The 26,151-nt window shown below is 67.2% G+C and carries 22 protein-coding genes; 15 read left to right on the top strand and 7 right to left on the bottom strand.

The genetic code is table 11. The features are described from left to right. Nucleotides 1-7: 7 nt before the first annotated feature. The 3 genes from WG921_RS13375 (at nucleotide 8) to WG921_RS13365 (ending at nucleotide 4,401) form a co-directional block, all read left to right on the top strand. Nucleotides 8-421 carry a hypothetical protein gene (locus tag WG921_RS13375; RefSeq protein ID WP_340109744.1) on the top strand — a complete coding sequence of 138 codons (414 nt, stop codon included), beginning with the start codon at nucleotides 8-10 and terminating at the stop codon, nucleotides 419-421. Continuing rightward, on the top strand, nucleotides 418-3,504 hold the full coding sequence (locus WG921_RS13370) for an Ig domain-containing protein (RefSeq protein WP_340109743.1): 3,087 nt from the start codon (nucleotides 418-420) through the stop codon (nucleotides 3,502-3,504). Before WG921_RS13375 ends, WG921_RS13370 begins: the two co-directional genes overlap by 4 nt. Before the next feature lie 105 nt (nucleotides 3,505-3,609). Beyond that, nucleotides 3,610-4,401: an SDR family NAD(P)-dependent oxidoreductase gene (locus tag WG921_RS13365; RefSeq protein WP_340109742.1), complete on the top strand. Its 792-nt coding sequence runs from the start codon at nucleotides 3,610-3,612 to the stop codon at nucleotides 4,399-4,401. Between the two features lie 2 nt (nucleotides 4,402-4,403). Here WG921_RS13365 and WG921_RS13360 read toward each other — a convergent pair whose 3' ends face one another. The 6 genes from WG921_RS13360 to WG921_RS13335 form a co-directional block, all read right to left on the bottom strand. After that, nucleotides 4,404-5,117 carry an ABC transporter ATP-binding protein gene (locus tag WG921_RS13360; RefSeq protein ID WP_340109741.1) on the bottom strand — a complete coding sequence of 238 codons (714 nt, stop codon included), beginning with the start codon at nucleotides 5,115-5,117 and terminating at the stop codon, nucleotides 4,404-4,406. Further along, entirely contained in the window at nucleotides 5,117-5,890 is a 774-nt protein-coding gene (locus WG921_RS13355; protein ID WP_340109740.1) for an ABC transporter ATP-binding protein, read from the bottom strand. Before WG921_RS13355 ends, WG921_RS13360 begins: the two co-directional genes overlap by 1 nt. Further along, a complete protein-coding gene (locus tag WG921_RS13350) occupies nucleotides 5,890-6,915 on the bottom strand; it encodes a branched-chain amino acid ABC transporter permease (RefSeq protein ID WP_340109739.1) in 1,026 nt (341 codons plus the stop codon). Before WG921_RS13350 ends, WG921_RS13355 begins: the two co-directional genes overlap by 1 nt. Further along, complete coding sequence (locus WG921_RS13345; RefSeq protein WP_340109738.1) at nucleotides 6,912-7,820, bottom strand: branched-chain amino acid ABC transporter permease; 909 nt, start codon at nucleotides 7,818-7,820, stop codon at nucleotides 6,912-6,914. The genes WG921_RS13350 and WG921_RS13345 overlap by 4 nt, the downstream gene beginning before the upstream one ends. Nucleotides 7,821-7,914: 94 nt before the next feature. Beyond that, nucleotides 7,915-9,183: an ABC transporter substrate-binding protein gene (locus WG921_RS13340; RefSeq protein ID WP_340109737.1), complete on the bottom strand. Its 1,269-nt coding sequence runs from the start codon at nucleotides 9,181-9,183 to the stop codon at nucleotides 7,915-7,917. 104 nt (nucleotides 9,184-9,287) lie between these two features. After that, entirely contained in the window at nucleotides 9,288-10,043 is a 756-nt protein-coding gene (locus tag WG921_RS13335) for an SDR family NAD(P)-dependent oxidoreductase (protein WP_340109736.1), read from the bottom strand. A 133-nt stretch (nucleotides 10,044-10,176) separates the two neighbouring features. Between WG921_RS13335 and WG921_RS13330 the strand changes: the two genes are divergently transcribed. The 7 genes from WG921_RS13330 to WG921_RS13300 are packed head-to-tail and all read left to right on the top strand — an operon-like array spanning nucleotide 10,177 to nucleotide 17,457. Then, entirely contained in the window at nucleotides 10,177-11,136 is a 960-nt protein-coding gene (locus tag WG921_RS13330) for a thiamine pyrophosphate-dependent dehydrogenase E1 component subunit alpha (RefSeq protein ID WP_340109735.1), read from the top strand. A 3-nt stretch (nucleotides 11,137-11,139) separates the two neighbouring features. Next, nucleotides 11,140-12,114 carry an alpha-ketoacid dehydrogenase subunit beta gene (locus tag WG921_RS13325; protein ID WP_340109734.1) on the top strand — a complete coding sequence of 325 codons (975 nt, stop codon included), beginning with the start codon at nucleotides 11,140-11,142 and terminating at the stop codon, nucleotides 12,112-12,114. 16 nt (nucleotides 12,115-12,130) lie between these two features. Then, nucleotides 12,131-12,913: an enoyl-CoA hydratase/isomerase family protein gene (locus tag WG921_RS13320; protein WP_340109733.1), complete on the top strand. Its 783-nt coding sequence runs from the start codon at nucleotides 12,131-12,133 to the stop codon at nucleotides 12,911-12,913. A gap of 3 nt (nucleotides 12,914-12,916) precedes the next feature. Then, on the top strand, nucleotides 12,917-14,077 hold the full coding sequence (locus tag WG921_RS13315) for a dihydrolipoamide acetyltransferase family protein (protein ID WP_340109732.1): 1,161 nt from the start codon (nucleotides 12,917-12,919) through the stop codon (nucleotides 14,075-14,077). A 17-nt stretch (nucleotides 14,078-14,094) separates the two neighbouring features. Further along, entirely contained in the window at nucleotides 14,095-15,267 is a 1,173-nt protein-coding gene (locus WG921_RS13310) for an acyl-CoA dehydrogenase family protein (protein ID WP_340109731.1), read from the top strand. A gap of 12 nt (nucleotides 15,268-15,279) precedes the next feature. Continuing rightward, the gene (locus tag WG921_RS13305; protein WP_340109730.1) at nucleotides 15,280-16,803 is read left to right on the top strand and encodes an AMP-binding protein; all 1,524 of its coding nucleotides are present in this window, start codon (nucleotides 15,280-15,282) and stop codon (nucleotides 16,801-16,803) included. 3 nt (nucleotides 16,804-16,806) lie between these two features. Next, nucleotides 16,807-17,457: a TetR/AcrR family transcriptional regulator gene (locus tag WG921_RS13300; protein WP_340109729.1), complete on the top strand. Its 651-nt coding sequence runs from the start codon at nucleotides 16,807-16,809 to the stop codon at nucleotides 17,455-17,457. Here the strand turns inward: WG921_RS13300 and WG921_RS13295 are convergent. Beyond that, nucleotides 17,454-18,812, bottom strand: coding sequence for an MmgE/PrpD family protein (locus tag WG921_RS13295; protein WP_340109728.1), 1,359 nt, complete (start codon nucleotides 18,810-18,812; stop codon nucleotides 17,454-17,456). The genes WG921_RS13300 and WG921_RS13295 overlap by 4 nt on opposite strands. A 442-nt stretch (nucleotides 18,813-19,254) precedes the next feature. Here WG921_RS13295 and WG921_RS13290 point away from each other — a divergent pair, with 442 nt between their 5' ends. From WG921_RS13290 to WG921_RS13270, 5 genes are all read left to right on the top strand, one after another. Next, nucleotides 19,255-20,238 (top strand): ABC transporter permease, encoded by a 984-nt coding sequence (locus WG921_RS13290; RefSeq protein WP_340109727.1) that lies wholly within the window; start codon nucleotides 19,255-19,257, stop codon nucleotides 20,236-20,238. 103 nt (nucleotides 20,239-20,341) lie between these two features. Continuing rightward, on the top strand, nucleotides 20,342-21,355 hold the full coding sequence (locus WG921_RS13285; protein ID WP_340109726.1) for a sugar ABC transporter substrate-binding protein: 1,014 nt from the start codon (nucleotides 20,342-20,344) through the stop codon (nucleotides 21,353-21,355). An 80-nt stretch (nucleotides 21,356-21,435) separates the two neighbouring features. After that, complete coding sequence (locus WG921_RS13280) at nucleotides 21,436-23,544, top strand: ABC transporter permease subunit (RefSeq protein WP_340109725.1); 2,109 nt, start codon at nucleotides 21,436-21,438, stop codon at nucleotides 23,542-23,544. After that, the gene (locus WG921_RS13275) at nucleotides 23,537-24,646 is read left to right on the top strand and encodes an SMP-30/gluconolactonase/LRE family protein (RefSeq protein ID WP_340109724.1); all 1,110 of its coding nucleotides are present in this window, start codon (nucleotides 23,537-23,539) and stop codon (nucleotides 24,644-24,646) included. The genes WG921_RS13280 and WG921_RS13275 overlap by 8 nt, the downstream gene beginning before the upstream one ends. Further along, a complete protein-coding gene (locus WG921_RS13270; protein ID WP_340109723.1) occupies nucleotides 24,646-26,139 on the top strand; it encodes a sugar ABC transporter ATP-binding protein in 1,494 nt (497 codons plus the stop codon). The genes WG921_RS13275 and WG921_RS13270 overlap by 1 nt, the downstream gene beginning before the upstream one ends. The last annotated feature ends 12 nt before the right edge of the window (nucleotides 26,140-26,151 follow it).

Below are 26,151 nucleotides of genomic sequence, written 5' to 3'. Positions count from 1 at the left end.
GCGCAAGATGCAAATCATCCCGATTCCAGCCTTCATAGTGCTCCAGTGTCACTCGGGCTTCACCGCCTCGTTCTCCGCTGTGGTCGCGCATGACGCCGCGCCAGCGGTCATCGGTGAAATCCGCGCCGCCGGCGCCGACGGCCCGGTCTCCCTTGTCGGCGGGGACACGGTCGACGCGCCCGGCGACCAGGGAGGGCTCTTCACCCTCGCGACATCGGGATCGAAGATCGAAATCTTATTTGACCGCAAGGGGCTCGGCGACGCGTTCGCGGAAGGCGAGAGCGTGTCGACCGCGGCTTCGATCCCGGTGACCGACGGCGTTTCGGTCACGCAGGCGCGCGTCGTGGCGACGGTCCGCCGTTCTCTGGCGGCGCCCGTGCTTCTCGGCCCAATTCCCGATCAGATGGATATCATGCAATGACGCTTCCCCTCGACCTTTCCATTCATTTCTCGGGCGCCGCGCTGAGCTACTCCGCGACCGGGTTGCCCGACGGGCTCGAGATCGATCCCGCCACGGGCGTCGTCACCGGCGCGTTCGCCGCCCCGGGCGCGAGCGTGGTGACGGTGACCGCCTCGAATCAGGCGGGAGAAGCGGTCGGCGCGTTCAACTGGCTGGTCGAGGAGGCGACGGTGATCGAGGCGCCGGAGAACACCGCGCCGCCATCGATCATCGGCGCCGCCGTGATCGGCGAAACGCTGAATGTGGAGCCGGGAACATGGACCGGCGCGCCGGACTTCGCGTTCCAGTGGCTCCGAAACGGCGCGCCGATCTCCGGCGCGACCGGCGCCGCGTATGTCCTTGCCGCCTCGGACGATCTGGCCGAGATCGCGGTCCGGGTGACGGCCACGAACGAATCCGGAAGCGCCGCCGCCGCAAGCGCGGGCGCGGTCGTCCGCTATCAGGCGCCGTTCGCAGAGGGCGGGCTTCAGGATCAGGAGTTCAGCCTGGGCGGCGGCGCGCGGACGGTGGACGCCGCCGCCGATTTCATCGGCGCGGTCGGCGGCGCATGGTCCGTCTCGGGCGCGGGCGCGACGATCGACGCCGCCGGGGTCGTGTCGATCCCGACCGACGCGCCGCTCGCGGACGCCAGCGTGATCGTCGAGTACGCCAATTCCGGCGGCGCGGCGTCCAGCGCGTTCAGCGTGACCGTCAAGGCCGCGCCCTCCTCCATCGCCGTGGACAGCGCGTCGGTGCGCTTCCCGGTCTCGAACCCGATGGCCGCATCGGCGGACATGGCCTATATCGCGCTGCCGAATTTCAAGCCGATCGGCGTCGAGACGGTGTGGGCGGGCGACGCCTGTTTCATGGCGTCGATCTCCATGCCCGCGCAGAGCTGGTCGGACACGACGAAAGGGTGGATGAAGACCAACACGCACATCCTTGGCAACGGCAATTCCGGAGGGAGCGCCAACCAGAGCTTCTCCATCTTCGCGCGCCCGACCCGCAATCTCGATGAGCGCGGCAATGAGCTGGTCATCAGCGTCAGCGGCTCGGGCCGCCGGGCGGAGATCGACATCGGGCGGGAGCGGGATTTTCTGGCCGTGGCCCGTCAGGTCGGATCGGATCTCTTCATCGAGCTTTACAAGGACGGGGTCCGGTTCCACTCGTCGACGCTCGCCGCGATGCCGGAGGAGAATTTCCGGAACGGCTTCAAGATCGGCGCGCAGGGGCGCGGCTCCGACGGCCTGCCGGTCTCCTTCGGCGGCGACGGGGCTTTCGACGGCTCGGTCGGCTTCTTCGGCTATATCGACGGGACGGTGACGCAAGCGCAATGCGAGGCGATCAGCGCCGGCGCCGACCCGGCGGCCGAGATCACCGGCTGGCACTACGCCGCGAAATTCACCGATCCGAGCAACACGGCGCCCTTCGCCGATCCCACGGGGAAAGGCGCCTTCACCTTCGTCGGCTCGGGCTTCCGCAAGGGCGGCGACATTCATCCGACCCGCTCCGGCGCGGCGTGGTTCAAGCTCGATCCGGTCTTCGAGGGGCATGTCTGGTCGGTCGCGCCCGGCGCGTCCACGGCTTTGATCACGCTCTCGGGCAAGGCGAGCGGCGTGACGGGCCAGGTCGAGGCGCGCTATTTCGATGCGGACGGAACCGTGCGGAAGGACTGGACCGTTCTCGCGGGCTCCACCATCGCGGGCGGCGCATGGGAGGGGACCATGGAGGCGCCGCTCGGCAAGGGATGGGGCCATGTCGAGGCGCGGCCGGTTTCGAGCCCGGCCATGGTTCAGCGCAGCCGGGCCGAATGCGGCGTCGGCTACGACATCTACCCGCTCGGCCAGTCGCAGGTGGAGATCGCGTTGACGGAGGCCAGTCGCGGCGTGACGCCCTCCGCCACGGCGGCGCTGTCCATCGCCGAGCGGATCTGGTCTGGCACCGTGCCTATCGACATTGTCTCGCAGACGCCGATCTCGCCGGGCCGGCCCGTCTCCGACGGGCTCGCCGCCATGGCGTCCTACGCGGAGACGGTCACGGACGCGCCGGTGCGGATCATCTCCCTCGCCGAGAGCGGAACCGGCGTCGCGTGGCTTCTGGACGACAGCGACACGCGGCGGAACTGGTCGGACCTCGTGCGGGTGCTGGACCTCGCGAAGCCGACCTCCGGCGCGGTCGTCATGAACTGGGGGACCGCTCAGTTGTCGGTGCCGGATCAGGCCGGGAATTTCCTCGATCCTCTCTGGAAGGGAGCCGCGCCGACCACGCAGACCTACTCGGTGGATCACCATATTCAGGGGGGCGATTTCCCGCCGGAGACCACCTTCGCGATCTCTCCGATCACCCCGCATTTCTCGAAGGGCGAGGTCGGCCCTCTCGCGTCTAATCCGTCAACGTTCTGGTTCCAGCCGGTGTCGGCCTACAACATCAATAAGGAGATGGAGGCGTGGTGCGCGGATGAGGGGCTTGTTTACGGCCCCGAGATCCCCGGCTTCGTGCTGGAGGCGGGCGGAAACACCCATCAGGACCGCGCCGTTCCCTACGGGAGCGAGCGCCTGTTGATCCGCATGGCCGAGACCGGGTTCCGCGCGCTCGGCATCTCCGGCGCGACCGACCCGACGCTGGGAACGGCGGTGCGCTCCGGCGCGACCATCACCATCCCGGCCACGCTGCCGAATGGCGGGACGCTGCAAACCGCGTGGAGCATCGCCGGCGTGACGCCGCCGGCGGGCTGGACCACGGTTCAGGGCTTCGAGGTCTCCGAGGATGGCGGGGCGACCTGGAGCAACGGCGCCTCCGCCGCCTCCGCCTCGCCGGAGTTCAGCGCGGAGATCGTCGGCTCCAGCGTGGTGCTGACGCGCGCGGCCGGGACATGGGCCGCCGGGACCATGTGGCGCTACGCGGCGATGGGGCCGCTCAACTACGGCGAGACGACCAAGCCGCTCCGGCTTCAGCACGGGCTTCTCTACGAGGGCGACGGCGACGGGACCGGGCCGGTTCCGCAGCTCGCCTCGGAGGGCGGCATCGGCCTGCCGGTGCGGTCGAAGGAAGGCGTGGCGGCGTAAGCGAGGGGCGGGCGCGAGCGAAGATCCGGCGAAAATGATTGTTGACTCGCCATTCATTTATTTCGACTCTCGCGCCCGCCAGCAAAGAGCAGACAGGTCCTCGCCATGACAGCCCCAGCCGCGAACGCCGACCATCCCGTCATCGTCGTCACGGGAGGGGGCAGCGGCATCGGCGCGGCCTGCGCCCGGCTTCTGGCGGCGCGGGGCGCGCGCGTCGTGATCGCGGACATCAATGGGGCGGCGGCGGAGGATGTGGCCGGCGAGATCGGGGGCGTCGCCCATCAGGTGGATGTGCGCGACGAAGCCCGGATCGTGGAGTTCGCCGCCAGGGTCGAGCGTGAGACCGGCCCGGTGGCCGGGCTGATCACCTCCGCCGGAATCGTTCAGCCGCCATTGCCGCCGGAGGAGATCGGCCTCGACCTCTATGACCGGATCTACGCGATCAACCTGCGCGGCACGTTCCTGTGCCTTCGCGCCTTCGCCAGGCCGATGAAGGCGCGCGGCAGGGGCGCGATGGTCGCGGTCAGTTCGATCACGGCGGGCCGCTCCGTTCCGCTCCATGCGTATGCGCCGACGAAAGCGGCGGTGACCAACCTCACCATGAACCTCGCCGGAGAATGGGGGAGGAGCGGGATCCGGGTGAACTGCATCGAGCCGGGCTACACCCTCACCCCGGCGCTTCAGGATCAGATCGACAGGGGTTTGCGCGACCCCAGCCTCCTCGAGGAGAATTCGACGCTTGGCCGGATGGTCGCCCCCGAGGAGATCGCGAAGGCGGCGGCGTTCCTGCTCTCGGATGAAGCGTCGGCGATCACCGGCGTCGCGCTCCCGGTCGACGCCGGGTTCTATTGCGCCGGGTCCTGGGCGCCCTATGGCGGGGTGCGCCCGGCGGGCTGAGCTCAGATCGAGAGATACTGATCGGTCACGGCCGTGTTCTCGCGAAGCTCGTCGATCGTCCCGGTGTAGACGATCCGGCCCTTGTCGATCACCGCCGCGTCCTCCGCGAGCCCGAGGCAGAAATGCATGTTCTGCTCGGCCAGAAGAATCGTGACGCCGGTCTCGCGCAGCTGGCGGATCAGCTTGCCGATCTCCTGCACGATGATCGGCGCCAGCCCCTCGGACGGCTCATCCAGCAACAGGATATCGGGGTTGCCCATCAGCGTGCGCGCGATGGTCAGCAATTGCTGCTCGCCGCCGGAAAGGAGCCCGCCCTGGCGCCCCTTCAGGCGCGCGAGAAGATGGAAGGTCTCGTAAATCCGCTCCAGCGTCCAGGACGTCTCCCCATTCGCGCCGGGCTTGACGCCGAGAAGAAGGTTCTCCTCGACGGTGTGGAACGGGAAGACCTGCCGGTCCTCCGGCACATAGCCGACCCCGGCCCGGGCGATCACATGGGGGGCGGCGCCCTGCATCTCCCGGCCCATGATCCTCACCACGCCCTTCGCCGGGGGCGCGACGCCGGCGATTCCCTTCATCGTCGTGCTCTTGCCGGCGCCGTTTCGCCCGAGGAGCGCCAATGTGCGCCCGCGCCGAAGGGTCAGGTCGAGCCCGAAGAGGATCTGCGAGCGGCCGTAAAACACCTCCAGCCCCTCAAGCTCCAGCACCGCGTCGTTCATCAGGCATGCTCCTCGGCAAGCGCGTGGTCCGTGCCGAGATAGGCGTCGATGACGTCGGGATTGCCCCGGATCTCCTCCGGCGCGCCTTCCGCGAGGACCGCGCCATATTTCAACACATGGATCCTCTGCGCGGTCTTGAAGACGATCTCGATGTCATGCTCGATGAAGATCAGGGTCATCTTCTTTCGCTTCCAGAGCTCGCGCACGGTGTCCATCATGCGCCAGCGCTCCTCCGGCCCCATGCCCGCCGTCGGCTCGTCGAGAAGCAGCACCTTCGGCTCCATCGCGAGGGCGAGGCCCACGTCCAGCAGCTTCTGATCGCCGTGAGAGATCGTGCGGCTGGACGCTTTCGCCACCGCCTCCATGCCGAGCAGCTCAAGCAGCTCCTGCGCCTTTTCGCGCACCTCGCGCGGAGCGAAGGCGGTGAACATCTTTTCGTTCTGGCGCATGTGGGCCGAGACCGCGGCGGTCAGCGAATCCTCGACGGTCAGGGAGGGAAAGATGCTGGCGACCTGAAACGCCCGCCCCACCCCCCGGCGCACGATCGAGGCCGGATCGAGCCCGCCGATATCCTCGCCTTCAAGCAGGATGCGCCCGCTCGTCGGCGCGAGGTTGCCGGTGATGAGATTGAAAAGCGTGGTTTTCCCGGCGCCGTTCGGGCCGATGATCGCGGAGAGCGACCCGGCGGGGAAGCTCAGCGAGACATCCTTCGTCGCGACGACGCCGCCAAACCGCTTTTCGAGATGGCGCAACTCCAGCGCAGGTTCACCCATCAGACGCTCTCTTTCCCGCTCTCCGCGGTTTTCCGCTCCGCGCTGGCCCGCGCCTCCCTCCGGTTCTGACGCTGGACGCTGATGAAATCGAGCACGCCCATCCGCAGCCCCAGCACGACGAGAAGAATCACCAGGCCCGTCACCAGTTCGGTATGCGTGGTGTAGATCAGCACCAGGTCGTTCAGGACGCGCAGCAGCAGCGCGCCGAGCAGCGGGCCGAAGAACGCGTTCACGCCGCCGAGCATGATCATGAAGATCGCTTCGCCCGATTGCTCCCAATTGGCCCATTCGGGGTAGGCGCCCGAGGTGAAGAGCGCGAGGATCACGCCGCCGACGCCGGCCACCGAGCCCGAGATCACGAAACAGATCACCTTGACGCGCAGCACGTTCACGCCAAGGAACGCCGCGCGTTTGGGATTGTCCCGGATCATCCGCAGCGTGTAGCCGAAGGAGCTTTGCGCCAGCACCCGGAGGAGAAGCAGGCAGAGGACGAAGAGCACGGCGCAGAACGCGTAGCGATGATTGGGGTCCGCGAGATCGACGCCAAGGAAGGGAGGCCGCGGGATCCCGCCCATCAGGCCCTGGTCGCCGCCGGTCAGCGCGACCCAGCTGAGGATGACGCTGTAGAGAAACATCTGGAAGGCCAGCGTCAGGAAGGCGAAATAGATCTCGGAAAGCCGGCAGCAGATCGCGCCGATCATGAGCGCGTAAAGCGCGCCCAGCACGATGGTCAGGACCAGCGCCGCCGGCGCCGCGGCCCCGCCGAGCGCCGCCGTGAAGGCGTTCCATTGCAGAAGCAGCCCGAACGCGTAGGCGCCGAAGGCGAAGAAGGCGCCGTGACCGAACGAGATGAGGCCGGTATAGCCGATCAGCAGATTGAGCGACATGCCGAGCAGCCCGTAGGCGAACAGCGATGTCAGAAAATCCCGCACCCAGCCGCTTTCCGGCAGGAGCCCGAGCAGAAGCAGGACCAGCCCCGCGGCCGCGATGGCGAAATCGCGCCTGAACTCGCTCAGAAGCCTCATTTCTGCTCCTTCCGGCCGAGAAGGCCCTGAGGCCGGAAGATCAGCACCAGCGCCATGATCCCGAACATCGCGCCGTCGACGAAGAGCGGGAAGCCGAGGCTGCCGATCGAGCGCACGAGGCCGAGCAGGAGCGCCGCGAGAAAGGCCCCGGTGATGCTGCCCATGCCCCCGATCACGGTGACGATGAAGCTCTCGATCAGGATGCTTATCCCCATTCCCGGCGTCAGCGAGCGCACCGGCGCCGCCAGCGCCCCCGCCAGCCCCGCCAGCCCGCAGCCGAGCCCGAAAAGCAGCGCGAAATAGAGCGGAACGCGAATGCCGAGCACGGAGACCATGACCCGGTTATGCGCCGCCGCGCGCACGATCTTGCCGAAGCGGGTGTAGTTGATGATGACCAGGCAGGAGATGGCGACGACCACCGTCGCGCCGACCATGAAGACATAGAACGGCGGCACGAACCCGCCCATGATCCGGTACGGCGGCACCCTGAACTGGTCGGGAACCCCCATGGAGAGATATTCGCTGCCCCAGACGATCTTCACCAGATCATCCAGAATCAGGATCGTCGCGTAGCAGACGAGAAGCTGCATCAGGATGTTCTCGCCATAGACCCGGCTGATGATCAGGCGCTCGAATATGACGCCTGCGAGCGCCGCGCCCACCGCGCCGGCGGCGGCGGCGATGTAATAATTCCCGGTCATCACATAGGCGGTGTAGGCGAAATAGGCGCCCAGCATGTAAAACGCGCCATGCGCGAAGTTGATGATGTTGAGGATGCCGAAGATCAGCGTCACGCCCGACGCGACGAGGAACAGCAGCATGCCGATGATCAGGCCGCTGCTCAACTGGTTCACCATACAGGCCGAAACCGAGAAGCAGCTTGTTATGGCGTCAATATCAATCATGACGATCCTTTTGCGGCGGACGTGCGGCTTCGGTCGGTCGCGTCAGGCGGCCTGAACCGCCGCCTGACGCGTCTTCCGGATTGCGCGGCGCGGATCAGATGTAGCCGTTCCGCTTCTTCCACTCTTTCTCATTGGTCAGGATCTGCTCCCATGACGCAGCCTGGTAATCCGTGAGATAAGGCGGCTTCGGGAGAGATTTGCCGTAACCGAGGGCGTAGTCGATCACGGTGTTGTCCTCCTCGCGCATCGTCAGCGAGCCGGAGACTCCGAAGGGCGAGTCGATGGTGCGCCCCGCGGTCGCCGCCGCCAGTTTTTCGGCGTCGAGATCGCCGCCGGTTTCGGCCATCGCCGCGATCATGAACTTCATCCCCGAATAGGTCTGCCAGGCCCAGGTCGTGGGCGAGACGTCGCCGCTGGCGCGATAGGCGGCGTTCCAGTCCTCGTTCGCTTCGGTGTCCGGCACGTCCTTGTGATAGCGGTTGCCCATGTGGATCCCGCCCGGCAGGTTCTTCACCGCCTCGATCACCGGGTAGTCGCCGAGATTGACCGCGACCGACTCGAACTGGTCGAAGAGGCCGTAAAGGCTGGCCTGATCGAAAAACGCCACGAGATCGCCGCCCCAGAGGCAGGTGTAGAGAGCGTCCGGCGACGTGTTCAGCAGCGCGGTGATGTTCTCGGTGTAATCGGGCTGGAAGATCTTCGGCCATGTCTCGGCCACCACTTCGACCTCGGGGGCGAAGATCTTCACATACTCCATGAACTGCTGGGTCGTGTCGCGGCCATAGGCGTAATCCGGGGAGCAGGTGGCCCAGCGGACCAACCCGTGCGACTTGACCAGCTCGGCGGCGTAGATCCCGCCGGCCACGGCGTCATGGATGCCCTGACGCGCGGAGCGGAACGCCCAGGGGATCCGGTTCGCCGGATCCGCGGTGAGCGAGGAGGTCTCCGAGATCGAGTGCATGCAGTAGCGCTTGATGTCGCGGACGACCTCGTTGACCGCGAACGACGCGCCGGAGGCCTCGGCGTTGAGGATCACTTCGCAGCCGTCGTTGTTGACGAGATCGCGGACGATGCGCGCGGCGTCGTCCGGCTTGCCGGCGCTGTCGCGGATGACAAGCTCGAGCATGCGGCCGTTGACGCCGCCGGCGTCGTTGGCCTCCTTCACCGCCATCCTGGCGCCGACGCTGGCCGTCTCGCCAAGGACCGCGACCCGGCCGGAGAGGATCGTCGGCATGCCGATGCGGATGTTGTCGGTCTGGGCGCGCAGGATGCCCGGCGCGGCGAGCACGCCGACGCCGGCGGCGCCGAACTTGAGAACCTGACGGCGGTGCGGGCCTGCGCCCTTCATGTGCGAAATCTTCATGGGTGGCTTCCTCCTGATCGTTTTCTTTTCGGCACAGTTTATCGAACCTGAATGAGAGTCAATAAATATGACTGATGGTTCATAATTCATTTTTTCACGCCATCTCAGCGCAGGCCGCCGTAGACCCCCCAGTCTCCGGAAACGAGGTAGCCGGCGTCGACCGGCAGCACGACGCCGGTCACGGCGGACGCCGCGGGGCCGGCGAGAAAGACGACTACATTCGCGACCTCCTCCGCCGCGACGAGACGGCCGAGCGCCGCGCCGTCGCGGAGCCGGTCGGCGCCGAGCACCCCCGCCGCGACTCCCCGGTCGAGCGCGGGGGTTTCGGTGAAGCCCGGCGCGACCGAGTTCACCCGCACCCCGCGCGGCCCCCATTCCGCCGCCAGACATTTCGACATGTGCGCGATCGCCGCCTTCGCCGGCCCGTAGGAGTGCAGCGGCCCGGTTCCGATGCCCGCGACCGACGAGATCGTGACGATCGCCCCATGGCCGCGCGCCGCCATGCGGCCGCCGAAACTGCGGCAGCAGGCGTAGGTTCCCCGCTGATGGACGGCCACGATCCGGTCCCATTCCCTCCAGCTCAGCTCTTCGGGCGGGAGCGTGCTCTGAAGGACGCCGGCGCAGGTGACGAGGATGTCGGCGGGGGCGAGGCGCGCGGCCAGCGCTTCGATCGCCTCGGCGTCGACGACGTCGGCCAGCTCCGCCGCGGCGCCAACCTCGGCCGCCGTTTCGAGCGCGGCGGGCGCCCGGTCCAGAACGGTGACGGCCGCGCCCTGCTTCAGCAGGGCCCTGGTCACCGCAAGGCCGATGCCGCTTCCGCCGCCTGTCACGACCGCGTGTTCGCCGGATAAATCCGTCATCGGCGCCTCCTGATCCATCCATAGCATATCAGCGCGGCGGCGGCCTGCATAGTATATGATTCATGACTCACCATTCATTCTTGATTGACGCCGCCGCCGCGGCGCGGCACTCTCCCTCAGGGAGGATATGGCCATGACATCTGATGAGCGGACAGCTCTCTACCGGCGCATGCTGCTGATAAGACGCGCCGAGGAGCGGTTGCAAAAGCTCTTTCTGGATGGCCGGGTGCCCGGCTTTCTTCATCTCTCCATCGGGCAGGAGGCGATCCCGGTCGGCGTCTCCAGCGTGTTGGGGGACCGCGACACGGTCTCCTCCAACCATCGCGGCCATGGCCATACGCTCGCCAAGGGCGTCGATCTCACCGGGTTCTTCGCGGAGATCCTCGGCCGCGCGACCGGGCTCTGCAAGGGGCGCGGCGGCTCGATGCATGTGGCGGATTTCAGCAAGGGGATGCTGGGCGCGAACGGAATCGTCGCCGCCGGAATCCCGATCACGACGGGGAGCGCGCTGGCGCTGAAAATGCAGGGCGAGGGCCATGTCGCGGTGGTGTATTTCGGCGACGGCGCGCTGGCCGAAGGCGTGGTGCACGAATGTCTCAACATCTCGGCGCTCTGGTCGCTGCCGGTGCTTTTCGTCTGCGAGAACAACGGCTGGTCCGAGTTCAGCCCGACCGAAAACCAGCTGGCGACCAGCGTGGAGAAGCTCGCGACCGCCTTCTCCATCGAATATGCGGGCGTCGACGGCAATATCGTCGCCGAAGTCGCGGCGGCGGCCTCGCGGCTGGTCTCCCGCATGAGGAAGACCTCGGCGCCGGCGATTCTGGAATGCCGCACGACCCGCGTGCGCGGCCATTTCGAGGGCGACCGTCAGGATTACCGCGACAGCGAGGAGATCGAATCGCTCGACGCCCGCGACCCGATCCGCCTCGCCGCCGAGGCGCTGACCGAGGCCGGGGTCTCCGCGCAAACGCTGGCGGCCATCGATGAAGAGGTCGAGGCTTCGATCGAGGCGGCGGTCGAGGCCGCGCTGGCGGCGCCTTTGCCGGAGGCCGGCGATCTCGCGGCGGATGTCTACACACGGGCCGGGGGCTGAGCGATGGCGGAAGTCAGATACATCAGGGCCGTCAATCAGGCGCTCAAGGACGCGATGGCGGCGGACCCGACCGTTTTCGTCATCGGCGAGGACGTGGGCGCCGCCGGCGGCTCGTTCAAGGCGACGCGCGGCCTTCTGGACATCTACGGGCCCGGCCGGGTCTACGACACTCCGATCGCCGAAGCGTCGATCGTGGGCATGAGCCTCGGCGCCGCGCTGACCGGCATGCGCCCGGTGGCGGAAATCATGTTCATGGATTTCGTCACTCTCGCCATGGACATGCTGGTCAATCAGGCGGCGAAGGCGCGCTCCATGTTCGGCGGCCAGGCTTCGGCGTCGATGGTCGTGCGGACGCCGCATGGCGGTGGGCTGAACGCCGGGCCGCAGCATTCGCAATGCCTCGAGGCGTGGCTCGCGCATGTGCCGGGGCTGAAGGTGGTCTGCCCCTCCAATCCCGCGGACGCTTACGGTCTGCTCCGCGCCGCGATCGAGGATCCGGACCCGGTGGTCGTCGTCGAGAACAAGGCGCTCTACGCGATGAAGGGCGATCTTCCGGAGACCATGGCGCCGATGAAGATCGGCGAAGCCCGGATCGCGCGGCCGGGCGCCGACGCCACCGTCGTCGCCTATGGCGCCGCCGTCGGCATGGCGGAGGCGGCGGCGGAGGCCATGGCGCGGGAGGGCGTCTCGGTCGAGGTGGTGGACCTGCGCTCGCTCCAGCCCTGGGACGAGAAAACCGTTCTCGAAAGCCTGTCGCGCACCCACAATCTGGTGGTGGCGCACGAGGCGGTGGAGGCGTTCGGCGTCGGCGCGGAGATCGCGGCGCGGATGGCCGATATCGGCTTTGACGAACTGGACGGCCCGATCGTGCGGGTCGGCGCGCCGTTCGCGCCCTCCCCCTTCGGCAAGACCCTCGAAGAGGCCTATCGCCCGAACGCGGACAAAATCATCGCGGCGCTCCGGCGCACGCTCGCCTGACCGAAAGGATACCCCCATGGCCGAAGATCCGATTCTGCTGAGCCGGGACGGCGCCATCGCCACGCTCACGATCAACCGCCCCGAGACGCTGAACGCGCTCGATACCGCGACGATCCGCGCCATTAACGGCGCGCTCGACGAGGTGGAGCGCGACGCGGGCGTCCGGGCGCTGATCTTCACCGGCGCCGGGCGCGCCTTCGTCGCGGGGGGCGACATCGCCGATCTGAACTCGCGCCGGGGGCTCGCGCATTATCAGGAGTTCGCGGAGGACATTCACAAGCTTTTCCGCCGAATCGAGACCTTCGACAAACCCACGATCGGCGCGGTGAACGGCTTCGCCCTCGGCGGCGGGACGGAGCTCTTGCTGACGCTGGACATGCGCATCCTCTCGGACAAGGCCAGGCTCGGCCTGCCGGAGATCACGCTCGGGCTCTTCCCCGGCGCCGGCGGCACGCAGCGGATCATCCGGCAGCTTCCGCTCTGCCGGGCGAAGGAGATCATGTTCACCGGCGACATGCTGACGGCGGAGGAGGCGGTGAGCGTCGGCCTCGCCAACAGGGTGGTCCCGCATGAGACGCTGATGGACGCGGCGAGAGAGCTGGCCGGGAAGGTCGCGGCGAAATCGCCGCTGGTGCTCAAGCTCTTGAAGCGCACCCTGTCCGACGGGGCCGACATGCCGCTCTCCGCGGCGCTCCGCCATGAGCAGGCGATGATCGGCCTCGTTCTGGACAGCGACGACGCGCATGAGGGCTGCGGCGCCTTTCTCGAAAAGCGCAGCCCCGATTTCAAGGGCGTCTGACCGATGGCCGACCTTCTCATGCCCAAGTTCGGGCTGACCATGACCGAGGGGCTGCTGACCGAGTGGCGTATCGCGCCCGGGGCCGCGTTCAAGGCCGGCGACCCGCTTTTCACGGTCGAGACGGAGAAGGTCGCCAACGAAGTCGAGGCGGAGGCGGACGGGGTGCTGGCGGAAGTGTTGGTTCAGGAGGGCGAGTCGGCGCCGGTCGGCGCGCCGGTCGCGCGGCTGGCCGGCGCCGCGCATGGCGGTGAAAAGGCGCCGTCGCCCGCGCCCGAGAGCGCGCGGCCCGCGCGTATCCTCGCCACGCCGCTGGCGCGCCGGCTCGCGCGGAATTCGGGCGTGGATCTCGCCGCGCTGCGCGGCTCCGGCCCGCGTGGGCGGATCAAGGCGGCAGATGTTCAGGGGGCCGCCCCGGCGCCCCGGCCCGCCGCCGCGCCGCCCGGCGCCGCCGCCGGATCCGGGGCCGGAATCGCGCCCGACGCCGCGCGGCTGGCGACGGCGCGCAAGGTCGCCGCGTCCTGGCGCGAGGTTCCGCATTTCCACGTCACGCATGAGGCGGAGATCACCGCGCTGACGACGCTCCGGGCGGAGCTGAACGCGGATGCGGATCGGCGCGGCGCGCGGGTCTCCCTCACGCATATGCTGATCCGGGCGCTCGGCGTCGCGCTGGCGGAGGCGCCGGCGCTGAACCGCGTCTGGGCGGAGGAGCGGATCATCGCCTTCGACCGCGTCGATATCGGCATGGTGGTGGAGACGCCGCAGGGTCTTCGGATCCCGGTGGTCCGCGACGCCGGCGCCGCGGCGCTGGACGAGATCGCGGCGCGCGCCGACGATCTCGCCGCACGCGCCCGCGCTGGCGCGTTGACGCCGGCGGATGTCGGCGGCGGGGTCGCCTCGATCTCGAATGTCGGCATGTTCGGCGCCTCGGCGCTGGCGCCGATCATCAACCCGCCGAACGCGATGATGCTCGGCGTTGGCGCGGACCGGGCGCTGTTCCGGCCCGATGCGGCCGGCGCGCCTGCGCTCCGGCGCGAATTAACCCTCACGCTCGCCTGCGACCATCGCATCGTCGACGGCGCCGAGGCCGCCCGGTTTCTCTCCGGCGTCGTCGCGATTCTGGAATCCCCCCTTCGCCTTTTGCGCCCTGCGCATGGCCCGAACTGACAAGCCAGGAGCCGGACATGGATTTCTCCCTCACCGAAGAGCAGAGCCTGATGATCGAGACCGCCCGCAAGGTCGGGGAGCGGTTCGGGCCTGAGTACTGGCGGGAGAAGGACGAGGCGAAAGCGTTCCCGACGGAATGCTGGCAGGCGATCTGCGACGCCGGGCTCGCCGGCGCGATGCTGCCCGAGGAACATGGCGGCTCGGGGCTCGGCATGGTCGATTCGGCGCTGATCATCGAGGAGCTCTGCGCCGCCGGCGCCGGCTCCACGCTCAGCCAGGTGTTCATGCTCAACCCGATCTTCGGCGGCGTCTCGATCTCCCGATACGGGACCGACGCGATGAAGCGCGACTGGCTCCCGAAGCTCTGCGCCGGCGAGATGCGGTTCTGCATGGCGCTGACCGAGCCGGACGCCGGGACCAACTCGCTGGAGCTGAAGACGACCGCCGCCGCGGATGGCAACGGCTGGCGGCTGAACGGGCAGAAGATCTGGATCACCGGGGTTCCGCAGGCGGACAAGATGCTGGTCGTCGCCCGCACGACGCCGATCGAGGACGCGCCGAAAAAGACCCATGGCATCAGCCTGTTCATGATCGACAAGGAGCGGGAGGGCCTCTCGCACGCCAGCATCGGCAAGCTCGGCACCAACACCCTGCCTTCGAGCCAGGTGTTTTTCGACAATGTCCGCGTCGAGGGCGAGGAGCTGATCGGCGACGTCGATCAGGGCTGGCGCCAGCTTCTCGACGTGCTGAACACCGAGCGGATCGTGACCACGGCCGGGCTTGTCGGCGCCGGCCGGCTCGCGATCCGGCTCGGCGTCGCCTATGCGAAGGACCGGTCGGTTTTCGGCGGCAAGCCGATCGGCGCCTATCAGGCGATCCAGTTTCCGCTGGCGCAGCACTGGGCGGAGCTGGAGGCGGCGAAGCTCCTGAATCTGAAGGCGGCCTCGCTGTTCGACACTGGGCTGCCGTTCGGCTCGGAGAGCAACGCCGCCAAGCTGATCGCCTCTCAGGCGGCGTCGGCGGTGGCGGAGCGCGCGATGCAGGTGATGGGCGGCATGGGCTACGCCAAGGAGATGCATGTCGAGCGGCTTTGGCGCGACGCCCGGCTTTTCCGCTTTGCGCCGATCTCGGAAGAGATGATCCTGAACTTCATCGCAACGGCCAATCTGGGGCTGCCCCGATCCTACTGACGGACGTTTGAAATGCTTAATCTGACCTCGCACGTTCGGTTTCACGCCCGGGTCCGGCCCGGCGAAGACGCGGTGATCTACGGCGATCTGCGGCTGAGCTGGGCGGAGTTTCTGGCGCGCGTCGAAGCGACGGCGGGGGGGCTGAAGGCCGCCGGGATCGGGCCTGACAGCGTGGTCGCGCTGGTGATGAAGAACAGCGTCGCCTTTCTGGAGCTGCTCTATGCGACCTCCCATCTCGGGGCGGTGATCCTGCCGATCAATTTCCGGCTTTCGGGCGAAGAGGTCGCCTATATCGCCGGGGACGCCGGCGTGGCGCTGATCCTCGCGGACGAGGAGTTCCGCCCCACCCTCGCCGGGCTTGAGACGCCGGTGATCCATCTCGACGCGGCCGCGCAGGCCGAAGCGGCGCGCGCGCTTCCCAGGGCCGCGCCGGCGACGCGGCCGGAGCGGCGGGAAAGCGGCGACCTGATGCGCCTGATGTACACTTCGGGCACGACCGACCGGCCGAAGGGCGTGACCCACAGCTATGAGAACTTCTATTTCAAGAATCACGACCTGATTCAGGCGCTGCAGCTGACGGCGAAGGACCGGCTTTGCGTCGCTGGGCCGCTCTATCATGTCGGGGCCTGCGATCTGCCCGGGCTCGCGGTGCATCAGGCCGGCGGCGCGCTGGTGGTGCTTCGGGATTTCGACCCCGGCGCCGTGGTCGAGACCATCGCCGCGGAGCGGATCACGGGAATCTGGCTGGCGCCGGTGATGACGAGCGCCATTCTCACGCTCGACCGGGCCGCTCTTCCCGATCTCACCTCGCTCAGATGGTGCGTCGCCGGGGGCGAGCGCACGCCGGAGAACCGGATCCGGGATTTCGCCGCCACCTTCCCCTCGGCCCGCTATATCGACGCCTACGGCATGACCGAAACCGTCTCCGGCGACACGCTGATGGAGCCGGGCCGGGAGATCGACAAGATCGGCTCCGTCGGCCGCCCGGTCAGCCTCGTGGAGCTCGAAATCCGGGACGAGACCGGCGCGCCGCTGCCCGCCGGCGTGGCGGGCGAGATCTGCATGCGGGGCCCCAAGGTCACGAAAGGCTACTGGAAAGACCCGGAGCGCACGGCGGCGGCGCTGTTCGCGGACGGGTTCTTCCGCTCCGGCGATGTCGGATATCTGGATGAGGACGGGTTCCTCTTTCTCACCGACCGCAAGAAGGACATGATCATCTCCGGCGGCGAGAACATCGCCTCGTCCGAGGTGGAGCGGGTGCTTTTCACGATGCCCGAGATCTTCGACGTGGCGGTGATCGCGCAGCCGCACGAGCGCTGGGGCGAGGTTCCGCTGGCGGTGGTCGTCCTCCGGCCGGGCGCGGAGCTGGATTTCGACCGGCTGAACGCATTTTGCAGAGAGCGCCTCGCGGGGTTCAAATGCCCGAAGGCGCTCCGAATCGTGGAGTCCCTCCCTCGCAACCCGTCCGGAAAAGTGTTGAAAAGGGTGCTGCGGGATCTCGCGGCTCCCGCGGGGCCTGAGCAATCGGGGAGGTGACCCGTGTCGAATGTGAAGCCGGCGCCGGACGCCGGAAAAGATCGGCTGGCCTTTGAACGGCCGGCGAGGAAGCTGACTCGCGATCAGAAGGCGCGGAAGATCTATCGCAACCTGCTCGAAGCGGGCGCGCGGGTGGTCGGAGAGCACGGCTACGCCGGCACGTCGGTGGCGCGGCTGACCGAGGAGGCCGGCGTCGCTCAGGGCACGTTCTACAATTACTTCAAGGACCGGCAGGGCCTTTTCGACATTCTGCTGCCTTATGTCGGCCAGCAGATGACCGACCGGATCACCAGGGACCTGAAAGCGACGCAGGCGACCGGGCTGGAGCGCGAAGCCGTCCGCATCCGGTCCTATTGCAGCTATCTGAAGGACAATCCGGGCTTTTACCGCATTTTATACGAGGCGGAGGTGTTCGCCCCCGTCGCCCATGCGGAGCATATCCGGCGGTTGACCGATGGGTATTGCCGCGCGCTTCGCCGCGGCATGAAGGCCGGCCATGTCCGGCGGATGCCGGATGACGAGCTGAAGGCGATCGTCGCGATCCTCCTCGGCGCCCGCGCCTATATCTCCATGCAGTACAAGACGGATTCGGTGATTCCCGAATCGGCGATCCAGGCCTATCTCGGGCTGATGAAGGACGGGCTTTTCCGCTAGGCCGCCTTCACCCTCTCCGGCAGCATGGCGAACGCCTCCGTCACGAGGGAGATCGGCTCGCGCGCCGCGTCCGCGGCAAACCGCTCCAGCCGGTCATAGGCGGCGTCGGGCAGCGCCTGCTCCCGTCCGATCCGCCGCACCATCTCGGACACCTGTTCGAAGGAATACGCGTAATCCTCGGCGCGCATCTTCGTATCCTCGCGAAGGTTCGCCCCGCTCTCCAGCGCCACATCGATCCGGCAGCTCAGCACGGGGATCTCCGGCGACGGGGTGAGCTTGATCCGGGTCATGAGCCCGTTCACCTCGGCGTCGTCATAGCGTTGCATCGCATCCATCGTCGGCGCGCCGCGCGCCAGGGTCAGCGCGATGCAGAAGGGAATGCTCATCAGCGTTCCCGATATGGAGTTGAACGGGCCGACCGAATCCATGCCGGCGTAGCCGCATTCATACGGGTTCATGAACACTTCGACCGCGGCGATCTTCGCCGGATCCAGCCGCTTCCTCAACTCCAGCGCCGAGATCACCGGCGTCTGATTGAACGCGCAGACCGGGAACGGCTTGAAGGCGACGCGCAGCGTCTGCCAGTCGCGGCCGAGCTTGGCCCGCACCGCCGCCGGATCGAGCTCCTTTCGCGCGAAGGCGGCGATCAGCCCTTTCGGCCCCTCGAAGGCGTGCGGCGCGGAGGTGGAGCCCGCCGCCGCCAATTCGGCCGCGGTCCAGCCCGCGCGCGCGGTCACGCCCACCTGATAGCGCCACTCATCGGTTCCATCGGTGAAGGATTGCAGCAGCCCGCCGCTGAACGAGACCGCGTTGGCCAGCGCCGCGGCCATCTCCGCCGGGGCGAGGTCGAGCAGCCGGCCCGCCGCCGCCGCCGCGCCGATCACGCCATAGATGGTCGAGGCGCGAAACCCCGCCGGCGTGGTGTCGACCGCGAAAAGCTCCTCAAAGAGGCCCCCCGCCTCATAACCGGCGACCAGCGCGGGAATGAAATTCGCCTGAGCGCCCCGCCCGGATTCGATCAGCGCCGTCAGCATCGGAATCACGATCGCGCCGAGATGGGCCGCGCCGCAGGTGTCCTCCTGCGCCCGGCCGTGAAACAGCGCGCTGTTGGCCAGCATCGCGCCGCCCGGCCCCGCCTTCCGGCCGTCGCCGAGAAGCGTGGCGCCCCCGTCCCCCGCCGGATCCATCGCGAGCGCGGCCTTCCGGGCGACCGGGGCGTAGGGGGTCGAATATCCGCCGAGACCGATGCCATAGCCGTTCAGCAGGCACGCCTCCGCCTTGCGCCTGACCGGCTCCGGGATCGTGTCGCGGGTCAGCCCGCACAGAAACGCGGCGATGGTCTCGGAAATGGTCATGCGGAGCTCCAGCGTAAGACTCAGGCGGGGTTACTGTTGCGGATCGGCGCGCCGCTGTAAATGACGCCGTCGGCGCGCCTGTCCGGGCGGCGTCACGAACGGCCGGTCGGCGCGGATCGGCCCGCCCCGCGCCGCCCGGGCGCGCTCCGGGGCCCGCGCCGGGTCTGATGAAAAGGCGCGGATGCGGAGTTGGCGCCGCGGATAATCCGGGTTAACGCTATTGGGGCGAGGCGCTGCGAGACCGGCGCGCCGGAGGGAATCATGGGGGTCGACACACTGGAGAACCGCGCCGTCTTCGCCGCCTTTCCCGCGGCTGATCCGCCCGGTCGATCGGGCCGCCCATCGGACGTGGCGGGCGCCGCGCGCGGTCCGTGCTAGGACGCCGCCTGGTTCATCGCCCATGTTTCTACGGTCGCGGATGGCGGCCGCGGGACCTGACGTCATGACCAGGCTCGGCGAGAAGCTGAAATTCGACCAGCAGACCATCGTCGCCGCGCTTTTCGTGCTGATCTTCGCCGGGTTCGCCGTCGGGCTGGAGGGGTTCGCCTCGGTCGGCAATCTGCTCACGCTGGTGCGCTCGGTCTCGGTGCTGGGCATTCTGGGGCTGGGCATGGCCATCGTGGTGATCGGCCGGGGCATCGACCTCGCGATGATCGCGGCGCTGGCGGTTCCGTCGGCGCTGGTGCTGACCATGGCGGGGAGCGGATATCCGCCGGTCGTCGCGCTGCTCGCCGGCCTCCTCTTCGCGATCGCGGTCGGCGCCGTGAACGGCGCGCTGATCGCCTATGCCGAAATTCCCGCGCTCTTCACCACGCTCGCGGTCGGCATCGGGCTCGCCGGGATCGGGCAGAGCGGGCTTTTCGAATACGAGATCGTCTCGTGGCCGGCCGAACTGGACGTGATCGCGTGGATCGGGCGCGGCGCGCTCTTTGGCGTGCCCTATTCGATCCTCGCCTTTCTGGGCGCGGCGCTGGCGGCGCATGTCTTCCTGAAAAAGACCAGGCTCGGCATCTTCATCTACGCCATCGGCGACAATCCCGCCGCGGCCCGGAATTCGGGCATCCCGGTCAGGCCGATCATCATTCTTCAATATTGCCTCTCCGCCTCGATCGCGCTCTTCGCGGGGCTGGTGCTTTCGGCGTCGTCCAGCAACATGGACACGCGGATCTTCAACCTGACCTGGATCTATGACGTGATCCTCGTCGTGGTGCTTGGCGGAATCGGGCTGTCGGGGGGGCGCGGCGGCGTCGCGAACGTGATCGTCGGCACCTTGCTGATCGGCACCATCGTCAACGGGATGACCATCCTCAGCGTCTCCTTCGAGGCGCAGAATCTCATCAAGGGCGTGGTGCTGCTCGGCGCGCTCCTGCTCGACAGCATCGTGAACCCCCGCAACGAAGAGACCGCCCAGCAAGGGGATATCTGACCCCCAGCAAGGGGACATCTGAGAGAAGAGCGCAGCGACAAGGCGCCGAACGCAAACACCCACGACGCCGGCTTCAACCGGCGGCGACCAACAGGAGGACCATATGACTTTGCTCCAGAAACTGGCGGCGGCGACGGCGGCCGCCGTCGCGCTGTCGATCGGCGGCGGCGCGTTCGCGCAACAAAGCATCGACGATCCCGCGCGCGATGATTATTACGCCACCCTCAAGGACCGGAGCGTGGTCTTCGTTCCCGTCTTCATGGGCCTCGACCTGACCGAGGGCTGGTCGAAGATGATGGCGCGGGAGGCCGAGGCGCTCGGCTATCATTACGAGGTTCGGAATTCGAACTTCAACACGGCGGCCGGCGCGCAGACCATCACCTCGCTGATCTCGGAAAAGCCCGACGTGATCGTGGTGCAGAACCCGGATGTGCAGTCCTACGCGCGGCTCCTGAAACGCGCCGAGGACGCGGGGATTCACGTCATCCAGCTCAACATGAAGACCAATATCCTGACCACCGGCTTCGTCGGCGCGGATGTGGAGGGGATTGGCGAGACCCAGGCGCGCGCCATCGCGGCGAAATGCGCGAACCCGGATAAGCCCGGCAAGGTGCTGATCCTCGCCGGCCCGCCGACCAGCCCGTTCTCCGCCTACATGCTCAAGGGCTACGAGAACGTCCTGAACGACGAGAAGGGCGTCGAGGTCGTCTCGACCCAATCGACCGGGGATTACGAATCCTCCAAGGCCAAGTCGATCACCCAGGTGGTCCTGCAGCAGCATCCCGATCTCTGCGGCATCATGGGGGTCTGGGACAACGCCGACATCGGCACGGCGGCGGCGCTGGCCGAAGCGGGCAAGACCGATCAGGTCATGGTCTCGACCTCGGGCGGCGGCGGCGAGCTGGCCTGCAAGGGCATCCGCGAGAACATGTGGCAGCACTACGTCAGCTATGACGTGCCGGGGCAGTCGCGCGACCTGAACGGCCTGATCCTGGCGGCGCTCCAGGACAAGAACGAGGTCGGCTCGACCAAGACCATCCTGTACACGCCGCTGGTCGAATACACGCCGGAGAATATCGACAAGCAGTTCTGCTGGACGCTCGACACCATCCGCTGACGCCCTTCCCGCTGGCGCCGGCGGCGCGCCAGCGGGGATCGCCGCCAACCCGGCCTTCCGGCAGATCGAAAAGTTGCACCATGTCGAACACGCTTCAGAGGCTTCGCTACAAATACTGGCCAGACCATGTGTTCGGCGAGCTTTTGCAGAAGCCGTGGATGGAAACCGCGGTTCCTCTTTTCGTTCTGATCTTCACGATCGTCTTTTTCAGCGCCCGGATCGACAATTTCATCTCGATCGCCAGTCTCTCGGACACGTTCCGGCAGGCGAGCGAGCTCGGTTTCGTGGTTCTCGGCATGTCGCTGGTCCTGATCGTCGGCGGCATCGATCTGAGCGTCGCGTCGATGTTCGCGCTTTGCAATCTGCTCATCCTGTATTGCATGCATGTCCTGCACATGCCGTGGCCGGCGGCGGTCGGGCTCACGCTTGGCCTCGGCGCGCTTCTCGGCGCGGTGAACGGCGTCCTCATCGGGTATTTGCGGATGCGGGCGTTCCTGACCACGATGGTCACGCTCATCATCTTCAAGGCGATCCACGATCTTCTGAACTTCAAGGTGGCGGTGGCGATTTCCTCCGATTTTCCGGATTCGCCGACATGGGACGCGCTCGGCATCGGCGGGTTTCTCTCGATCCCCTCCGCGGTCTGGGTGTTCGGGGTGGTCGCCATCTTCAGCCATATCTTCCTGACCCGGCTTCGCGCCGGCTGGTGGGTCATGGCGATCGGCGGCAACCGGCGTTCGGCCTACAACACCGGCCTGCCGGTGAACCGGACGGTGGCGCTCTCCTATGTCGCCTGCGGCGTGTTCACCGCGACCTCCGCGATCTTCTACGCCTCCCGCCTCGCCAGCCCCGGCGCGGACACCGGCAAGGGGCTCGAGATCACGGTGCTGACGGCGGCCATTCTCGGCGGCATCCGCCTCGGCGGCGGCAAGGGCTCGGTGATGAAGGCCATTTTCGGCACGCTCATCATCCTTCTCGTCACCAACGGCCTGCTGCGCATGGCGATGGACGCCGGCGGCGCGCGCATCATCCTCGCCGTCATTCTTCTCGGCGCAGCGACGCTCGACATCCGCTGGTTCAAGAACCGCCACAAGGCGGTTCAGGAGCTTTACGTCAGCCCGGCGCTGCTGGAGCTTCCGCGCCTCCCCGAGGATGCGACCGGCCCCGGCTCGCCCTACGCCCCGAACGACCGGCTGAAACATGTCGAGACCATCGGCCTCGGCCAGGTGGAGGCGCCGGAGGACGTGGTGCTGGATGACGACGATCATCTCTATTGCGGCGATCGCCACGGCGAGATCATCCGATTCTTCGCGCCCGACTACAAAACCAGCGAGGTCTACGCCCGGATCGGCGGGCAGCCGCTGGGCATGACCTTCGACGCCAAGCACGATCTTTACGTCTGCGTCGGCGGCATGGGGCTCTACCGGGTCACGAACGACCGGAAGGTCGAGCTGGTGACGGATGAGACCAACCGCTCGCTCACCTCGATCATCGACGACAGCCGTCTCCGCCTCGCGGACGATCTCGACATTCTGCCCGACGGGCGCATCCTCTTCTCCGAAGCGACGATCCGCTATGAAATGCACGAATGGCCGACGGACGCGCTGGAGGGGCGGGGCAACGGCCGGATCATCCTCTATGACCCGAAGCTGAAGAAGACCACGACGGTCCTGCGGAACCTGATTTTCCCGAACGGCATCGTTCTCGCGTCCGACAATCAGAGCATCCTGTTCGCGCAGAGCTGGCGCTGCTCGATCTGCCGCTACTGGTTCGACGGGCCGAAGCGGGGCGAGGTCGAGACCGTGATCGACAATCTGCCGGGCTATCCGGACAATCTGAACCGCGCATCGGACGGCAATTACTGGCTGGCGATCATGGGAATGCGGAGCCCGGCCTTCGATCTCGCGATGCGCAAACCCGGCTTCCGGCGGCGCATGGCGAAACAATTGCCGGGGGACGAATGGCTCGCCCCCAACATCAACACCGGCTGCATCGTGAAGATCAACGAGGCCGGCGAGGTGCTGGACGTGCTCTGGGATCTCGACGGGACCAACCACCCGATGATCACCTCGATGCGCGAGCACAAGGGCTATCTCTATATCGGCGGGATCTCCAACAACCGGATCGGGCGGCTGAAGCTCGACAATGTGGATGAAACCTTCGTGTCGAGCGGAAAATACCATGCTTGAACGGCTCCTCGAAAAGGTCGCCGCCTTCGGCAACCGCCGCGGTCAGAGCCTCTCGATCCCGGTCTTCGACGGGGCGCTGAAGCCGAACAACCTGCTGGAGGAGGCCGAAGTCCTGGTCGCCATGCCCGGCCTCGAAGACATGGCCGTCAACCGGGAGGGAGAGCTGTTCGCGGCGGCGGGCGCGGCCCTTTACAGGATCGCGCCGGGCGGCGAGGCGCGCGAAATCGCCGCGTTCGACGCGCCGGTCACCGCCTTCGCCATTCAGGGGGACGGGGGCTTCGCCGTCGGCCTTGGCGCCGCGCTTCTGATCAACGCCGGAACCACGGCCGAGCGGCGGATCGGGGCCGCGGACGGCGCGCCGTTCGTCGCCATCACCGCGATCCACGCCGCGCGGGATGGGGCGCTCCTCGTCGCCGACGCCTCCGACCGGTTCGCGTATCAAGACTGGGCGCACGACCTGATGTCGCGCAATCGCGGCGGGCGCCTGCTGAGGATCGCGCCGGACGGAGGCGCCGCGACCACGCTGGCCTCCGGGCTCGCCTACGCCTTTGGCGCGTTCGAGCACGCGAACGGCGATATCCTGGTCTCGGAAAGCTGGGCGCATGGCGTCGCCAAGGCCCGGGACGGCCGGGCCGCGCCCGCCATCGAGCGCCTGCCGGGCTACCCCTGCCGGTTCGCGCCGGCGGCGGATGGCGGCTTCTGGCTGACGCTGTTCTGCAGCCGCACGCAGCTGGTCGAGTTTGTCCTGACCGAGCACGACTACCGCCGGGAGATGATGGCGACCATCGACCAGCGGCATTGGATTTCACCTTCCTTCGGCTCGGGCCGGGACTTTCTCGAACCGCTTCAGGGCGGCGGCGTGAAGCAGATGGGCGTTCTCAAGCCATGGGCGCCGCCGCGCTCCTACGGGCTCGTCGTGCGCTACGCCGCCGATTTCACGCCGGTCTATGCGCTGCACAGCCGCGTCGGCGGGCTCAATCACGGCGCCGCCGCGGCGGCGGAGACCGGCGACGCTCTTCTGGTCCTGTCCAAGGGGGCCGGGCGGATCGTGCGGCTTTCCCTGGCGGAGATCGAAAAGACGCTTTTCGATGGGGATGGGTGATGGATGTCATTTTCGAAATGCGCGGCGTCACGAAACTTTACGGCCGGGCGCCGGCTGTCGAGGATGTCGATTTCACGCTCCGAAAAGGCGAGGTTCACGCGCTTCTCGGAGAAAATGGCGCTGGAAAGTCGACCCTGACCAAGATGATGGCCGGCGTCGTCACCCCCACCTCCGGCGTCATGCTGCTGGACGGGAAAGAGCTCAACCTGAAAACCCCGGCGGATGCGGGCGCGGCGGGCGTCGCGATGGTGTTTCAGGAAACGAGCCTCGTGCCCTCGATGACCGTCGCGCAGAACCTGTTCCTCGGGAACGAGAAATTCTTCAACCGCATCAGGGGCGTGAACATCGCCGCCCAGCAGTTCATGCAATCGCTGAGTTTCGATGTCGATCCGACGCTTCTGGTGGCGGCGCTGGGCGCGGCCAAGAAGCAGATGGTGGAGATCGCCCGGGCCATGCTCCTGAACGCGCGGATCATCGTCTTCGACGAGCCCACCGCCTCGTTGACCCCGGAAGAGAAACGCCACTTTTTCAACCTCGTCCAGACGCTGAAGGAACATGGCGTCTCGGTGATCTTCATCAGCCACGCGCTGGAGGAGGCGCTTGCGGTCTCGGACCGGATCACGGTTCTGCGCGACGGGCGGCGCGTCGTCACCGACGACACCGCGAATTTCGATCGCGACCGGATCATTCAGGCCATGGTCGGGCGCGCGCTTTCCACCGAGCTTTACGGCGCCGGAAAGAAGAAGATCCGCAAGGCGGGGGAGCGGATTCTGAGCGTTCAGAATCTCCGCGTCGCCGGAATGGTGAAAAACAATTCGCTTTCGGTCTTCAAGGGCCAGGTCACGGGCATGTTCGGTCTTGTCGGCGCGGGCCGGACGGAGACGTTCAAGGTCGTCGCGGGCGTCATAAAGCGCAATTACCGCAATGGCGGCGAAGTGATCCTGAAGGGAAAGCCGGTGCGCTATCTCGTGCCCGCCCCGGCGGTGCGGGACGGGATCGCCTACATCACGGAAGATCGCAAGGTCGAGGGATTCTTCGAGACCATGTCGATCAAGGCAAACATCTTCATCGGCCTGCTCTCCAAGCTGAAACGCGGGCGGTTCTGGCTCAAAAGCCGGGAGATGGACGCGCTTGGCGAGGAATGGGTCAAGTCGCTCCAGGTGAGGTCGGTCACGCCGACCGCGAGCGTGAACGAGCTTTCAGGCGGCAACCAGCAGAAAGTGGTGATCGCCAAGTCGCTGGTTCAGGAGCCGGAGCTCATCATTTTCGACGAGCCGACAAGGGGCGTCGATGTCGGCGCGATCGCGGAGATTCACGACATCATCAACAGGCTCGCGGACGAGGGCAAGGCGGTCGTCGTGATATCCTCTTATCTGCCGGAGATCATGCAGCTTTCCGACCGGATTCTGGTCTCGCGCCAGGGCAAGGTGGTGGAGGAGTTCTCGCCGCTCGACGCGACCGACGAGAAGCTGATGTACGCGGCGGTTCACTAGCTTCATCAGGGC

The sequence above is a fragment of the Paludibacillus litoralis genome, from assembly GCF_037646705.1.
Lineage (GTDB): Bacteria > Pseudomonadota > Alphaproteobacteria > Rhodobacterales > Rhodobacteraceae > Pikeienuella > Pikeienuella litoralis.
This window is presented reverse-complemented; position numbering and strand designations above follow the sequence as displayed.

What these genes read in the sequence shown, in the direction of transcription:
- WG921_RS13375 (WP_340109744.1), top strand. Translation starts at nt 8, where the DNA reads ATGCAAATCATCCCGATTCCAGCCTTCATAGTGCTCCAGTGTCACTCG.
- WG921_RS13370 (WP_340109743.1), top strand. Translation starts at nt 418, where the DNA reads ATGACGCTTCCCCTCGACCTTTCCATTCATTTCTCGGGCGCCGCGCTG.
- WG921_RS13365 (WP_340109742.1), top strand. Translation starts at nt 3,610, where the DNA reads ATGACAGCCCCAGCCGCGAACGCCGACCATCCCGTCATCGTCGTCACG.
- WG921_RS13360 (WP_340109741.1), bottom strand. Translation starts at nt 5,117, where the DNA reads ATGAACGACGCGGTGCTGGAGCTTGAGGGGCTGGAGGTGTTTTACGGC.
- WG921_RS13355 (WP_340109740.1), bottom strand. Translation starts at nt 5,890, where the DNA reads ATGGGTGAACCTGCGCTGGAGTTGCGCCATCTCGAAAAGCGGTTTGGC.
- WG921_RS13350 (WP_340109739.1), bottom strand. Translation starts at nt 6,915, where the DNA reads ATGAGGCTTCTGAGCGAGTTCAGGCGCGATTTCGCCATCGCGGCCGCG.
- WG921_RS13345 (WP_340109738.1), bottom strand. Translation starts at nt 7,820, where the DNA reads ATGATTGATATTGACGCCATAACAAGCTGCTTCTCGGTTTCGGCCTGT.
- WG921_RS13340 (WP_340109737.1), bottom strand. Translation starts at nt 9,183, where the DNA reads ATGAAGATTTCGCACATGAAGGGCGCAGGCCCGCACCGCCGTCAGGTT.
- WG921_RS13335 (WP_340109736.1), bottom strand. Translation starts at nt 10,043, where the DNA reads ATGACGGATTTATCCGGCGAACACGCGGTCGTGACAGGCGGCGGAAGC.
- WG921_RS13330 (WP_340109735.1), top strand. Translation starts at nt 10,177, where the DNA reads ATGACATCTGATGAGCGGACAGCTCTCTACCGGCGCATGCTGCTGATA.
- WG921_RS13325 (WP_340109734.1), top strand. Translation starts at nt 11,140, where the DNA reads ATGGCGGAAGTCAGATACATCAGGGCCGTCAATCAGGCGCTCAAGGAC.
- WG921_RS13320 (WP_340109733.1), top strand. Translation starts at nt 12,131, where the DNA reads ATGGCCGAAGATCCGATTCTGCTGAGCCGGGACGGCGCCATCGCCACG.
- WG921_RS13315 (WP_340109732.1), top strand. Translation starts at nt 12,917, where the DNA reads ATGGCCGACCTTCTCATGCCCAAGTTCGGGCTGACCATGACCGAGGGG.
- WG921_RS13310 (WP_340109731.1), top strand. Translation starts at nt 14,095, where the DNA reads ATGGATTTCTCCCTCACCGAAGAGCAGAGCCTGATGATCGAGACCGCC.
- WG921_RS13305 (WP_340109730.1), top strand. Translation starts at nt 15,280, where the DNA reads ATGCTTAATCTGACCTCGCACGTTCGGTTTCACGCCCGGGTCCGGCCC.
- WG921_RS13295 (WP_340109728.1), bottom strand. Translation starts at nt 18,812, where the DNA reads ATGACCATTTCCGAGACCATCGCCGCGTTTCTGTGCGGGCTGACCCGC.
- WG921_RS13290 (WP_340109727.1), top strand. Translation starts at nt 19,255, where the DNA reads ATGACCAGGCTCGGCGAGAAGCTGAAATTCGACCAGCAGACCATCGTC.
- WG921_RS13285 (WP_340109726.1), top strand. Translation starts at nt 20,342, where the DNA reads ATGACTTTGCTCCAGAAACTGGCGGCGGCGACGGCGGCCGCCGTCGCG.
- WG921_RS13280 (WP_340109725.1), top strand. Translation starts at nt 21,436, where the DNA reads ATGTCGAACACGCTTCAGAGGCTTCGCTACAAATACTGGCCAGACCAT.
- WG921_RS13275 (WP_340109724.1), top strand. Translation starts at nt 23,537, where the DNA reads ATGCTTGAACGGCTCCTCGAAAAGGTCGCCGCCTTCGGCAACCGCCGC.
- WG921_RS13270 (WP_340109723.1), top strand. Translation starts at nt 24,646, where the DNA reads ATGGATGTCATTTTCGAAATGCGCGGCGTCACGAAACTTTACGGCCGG.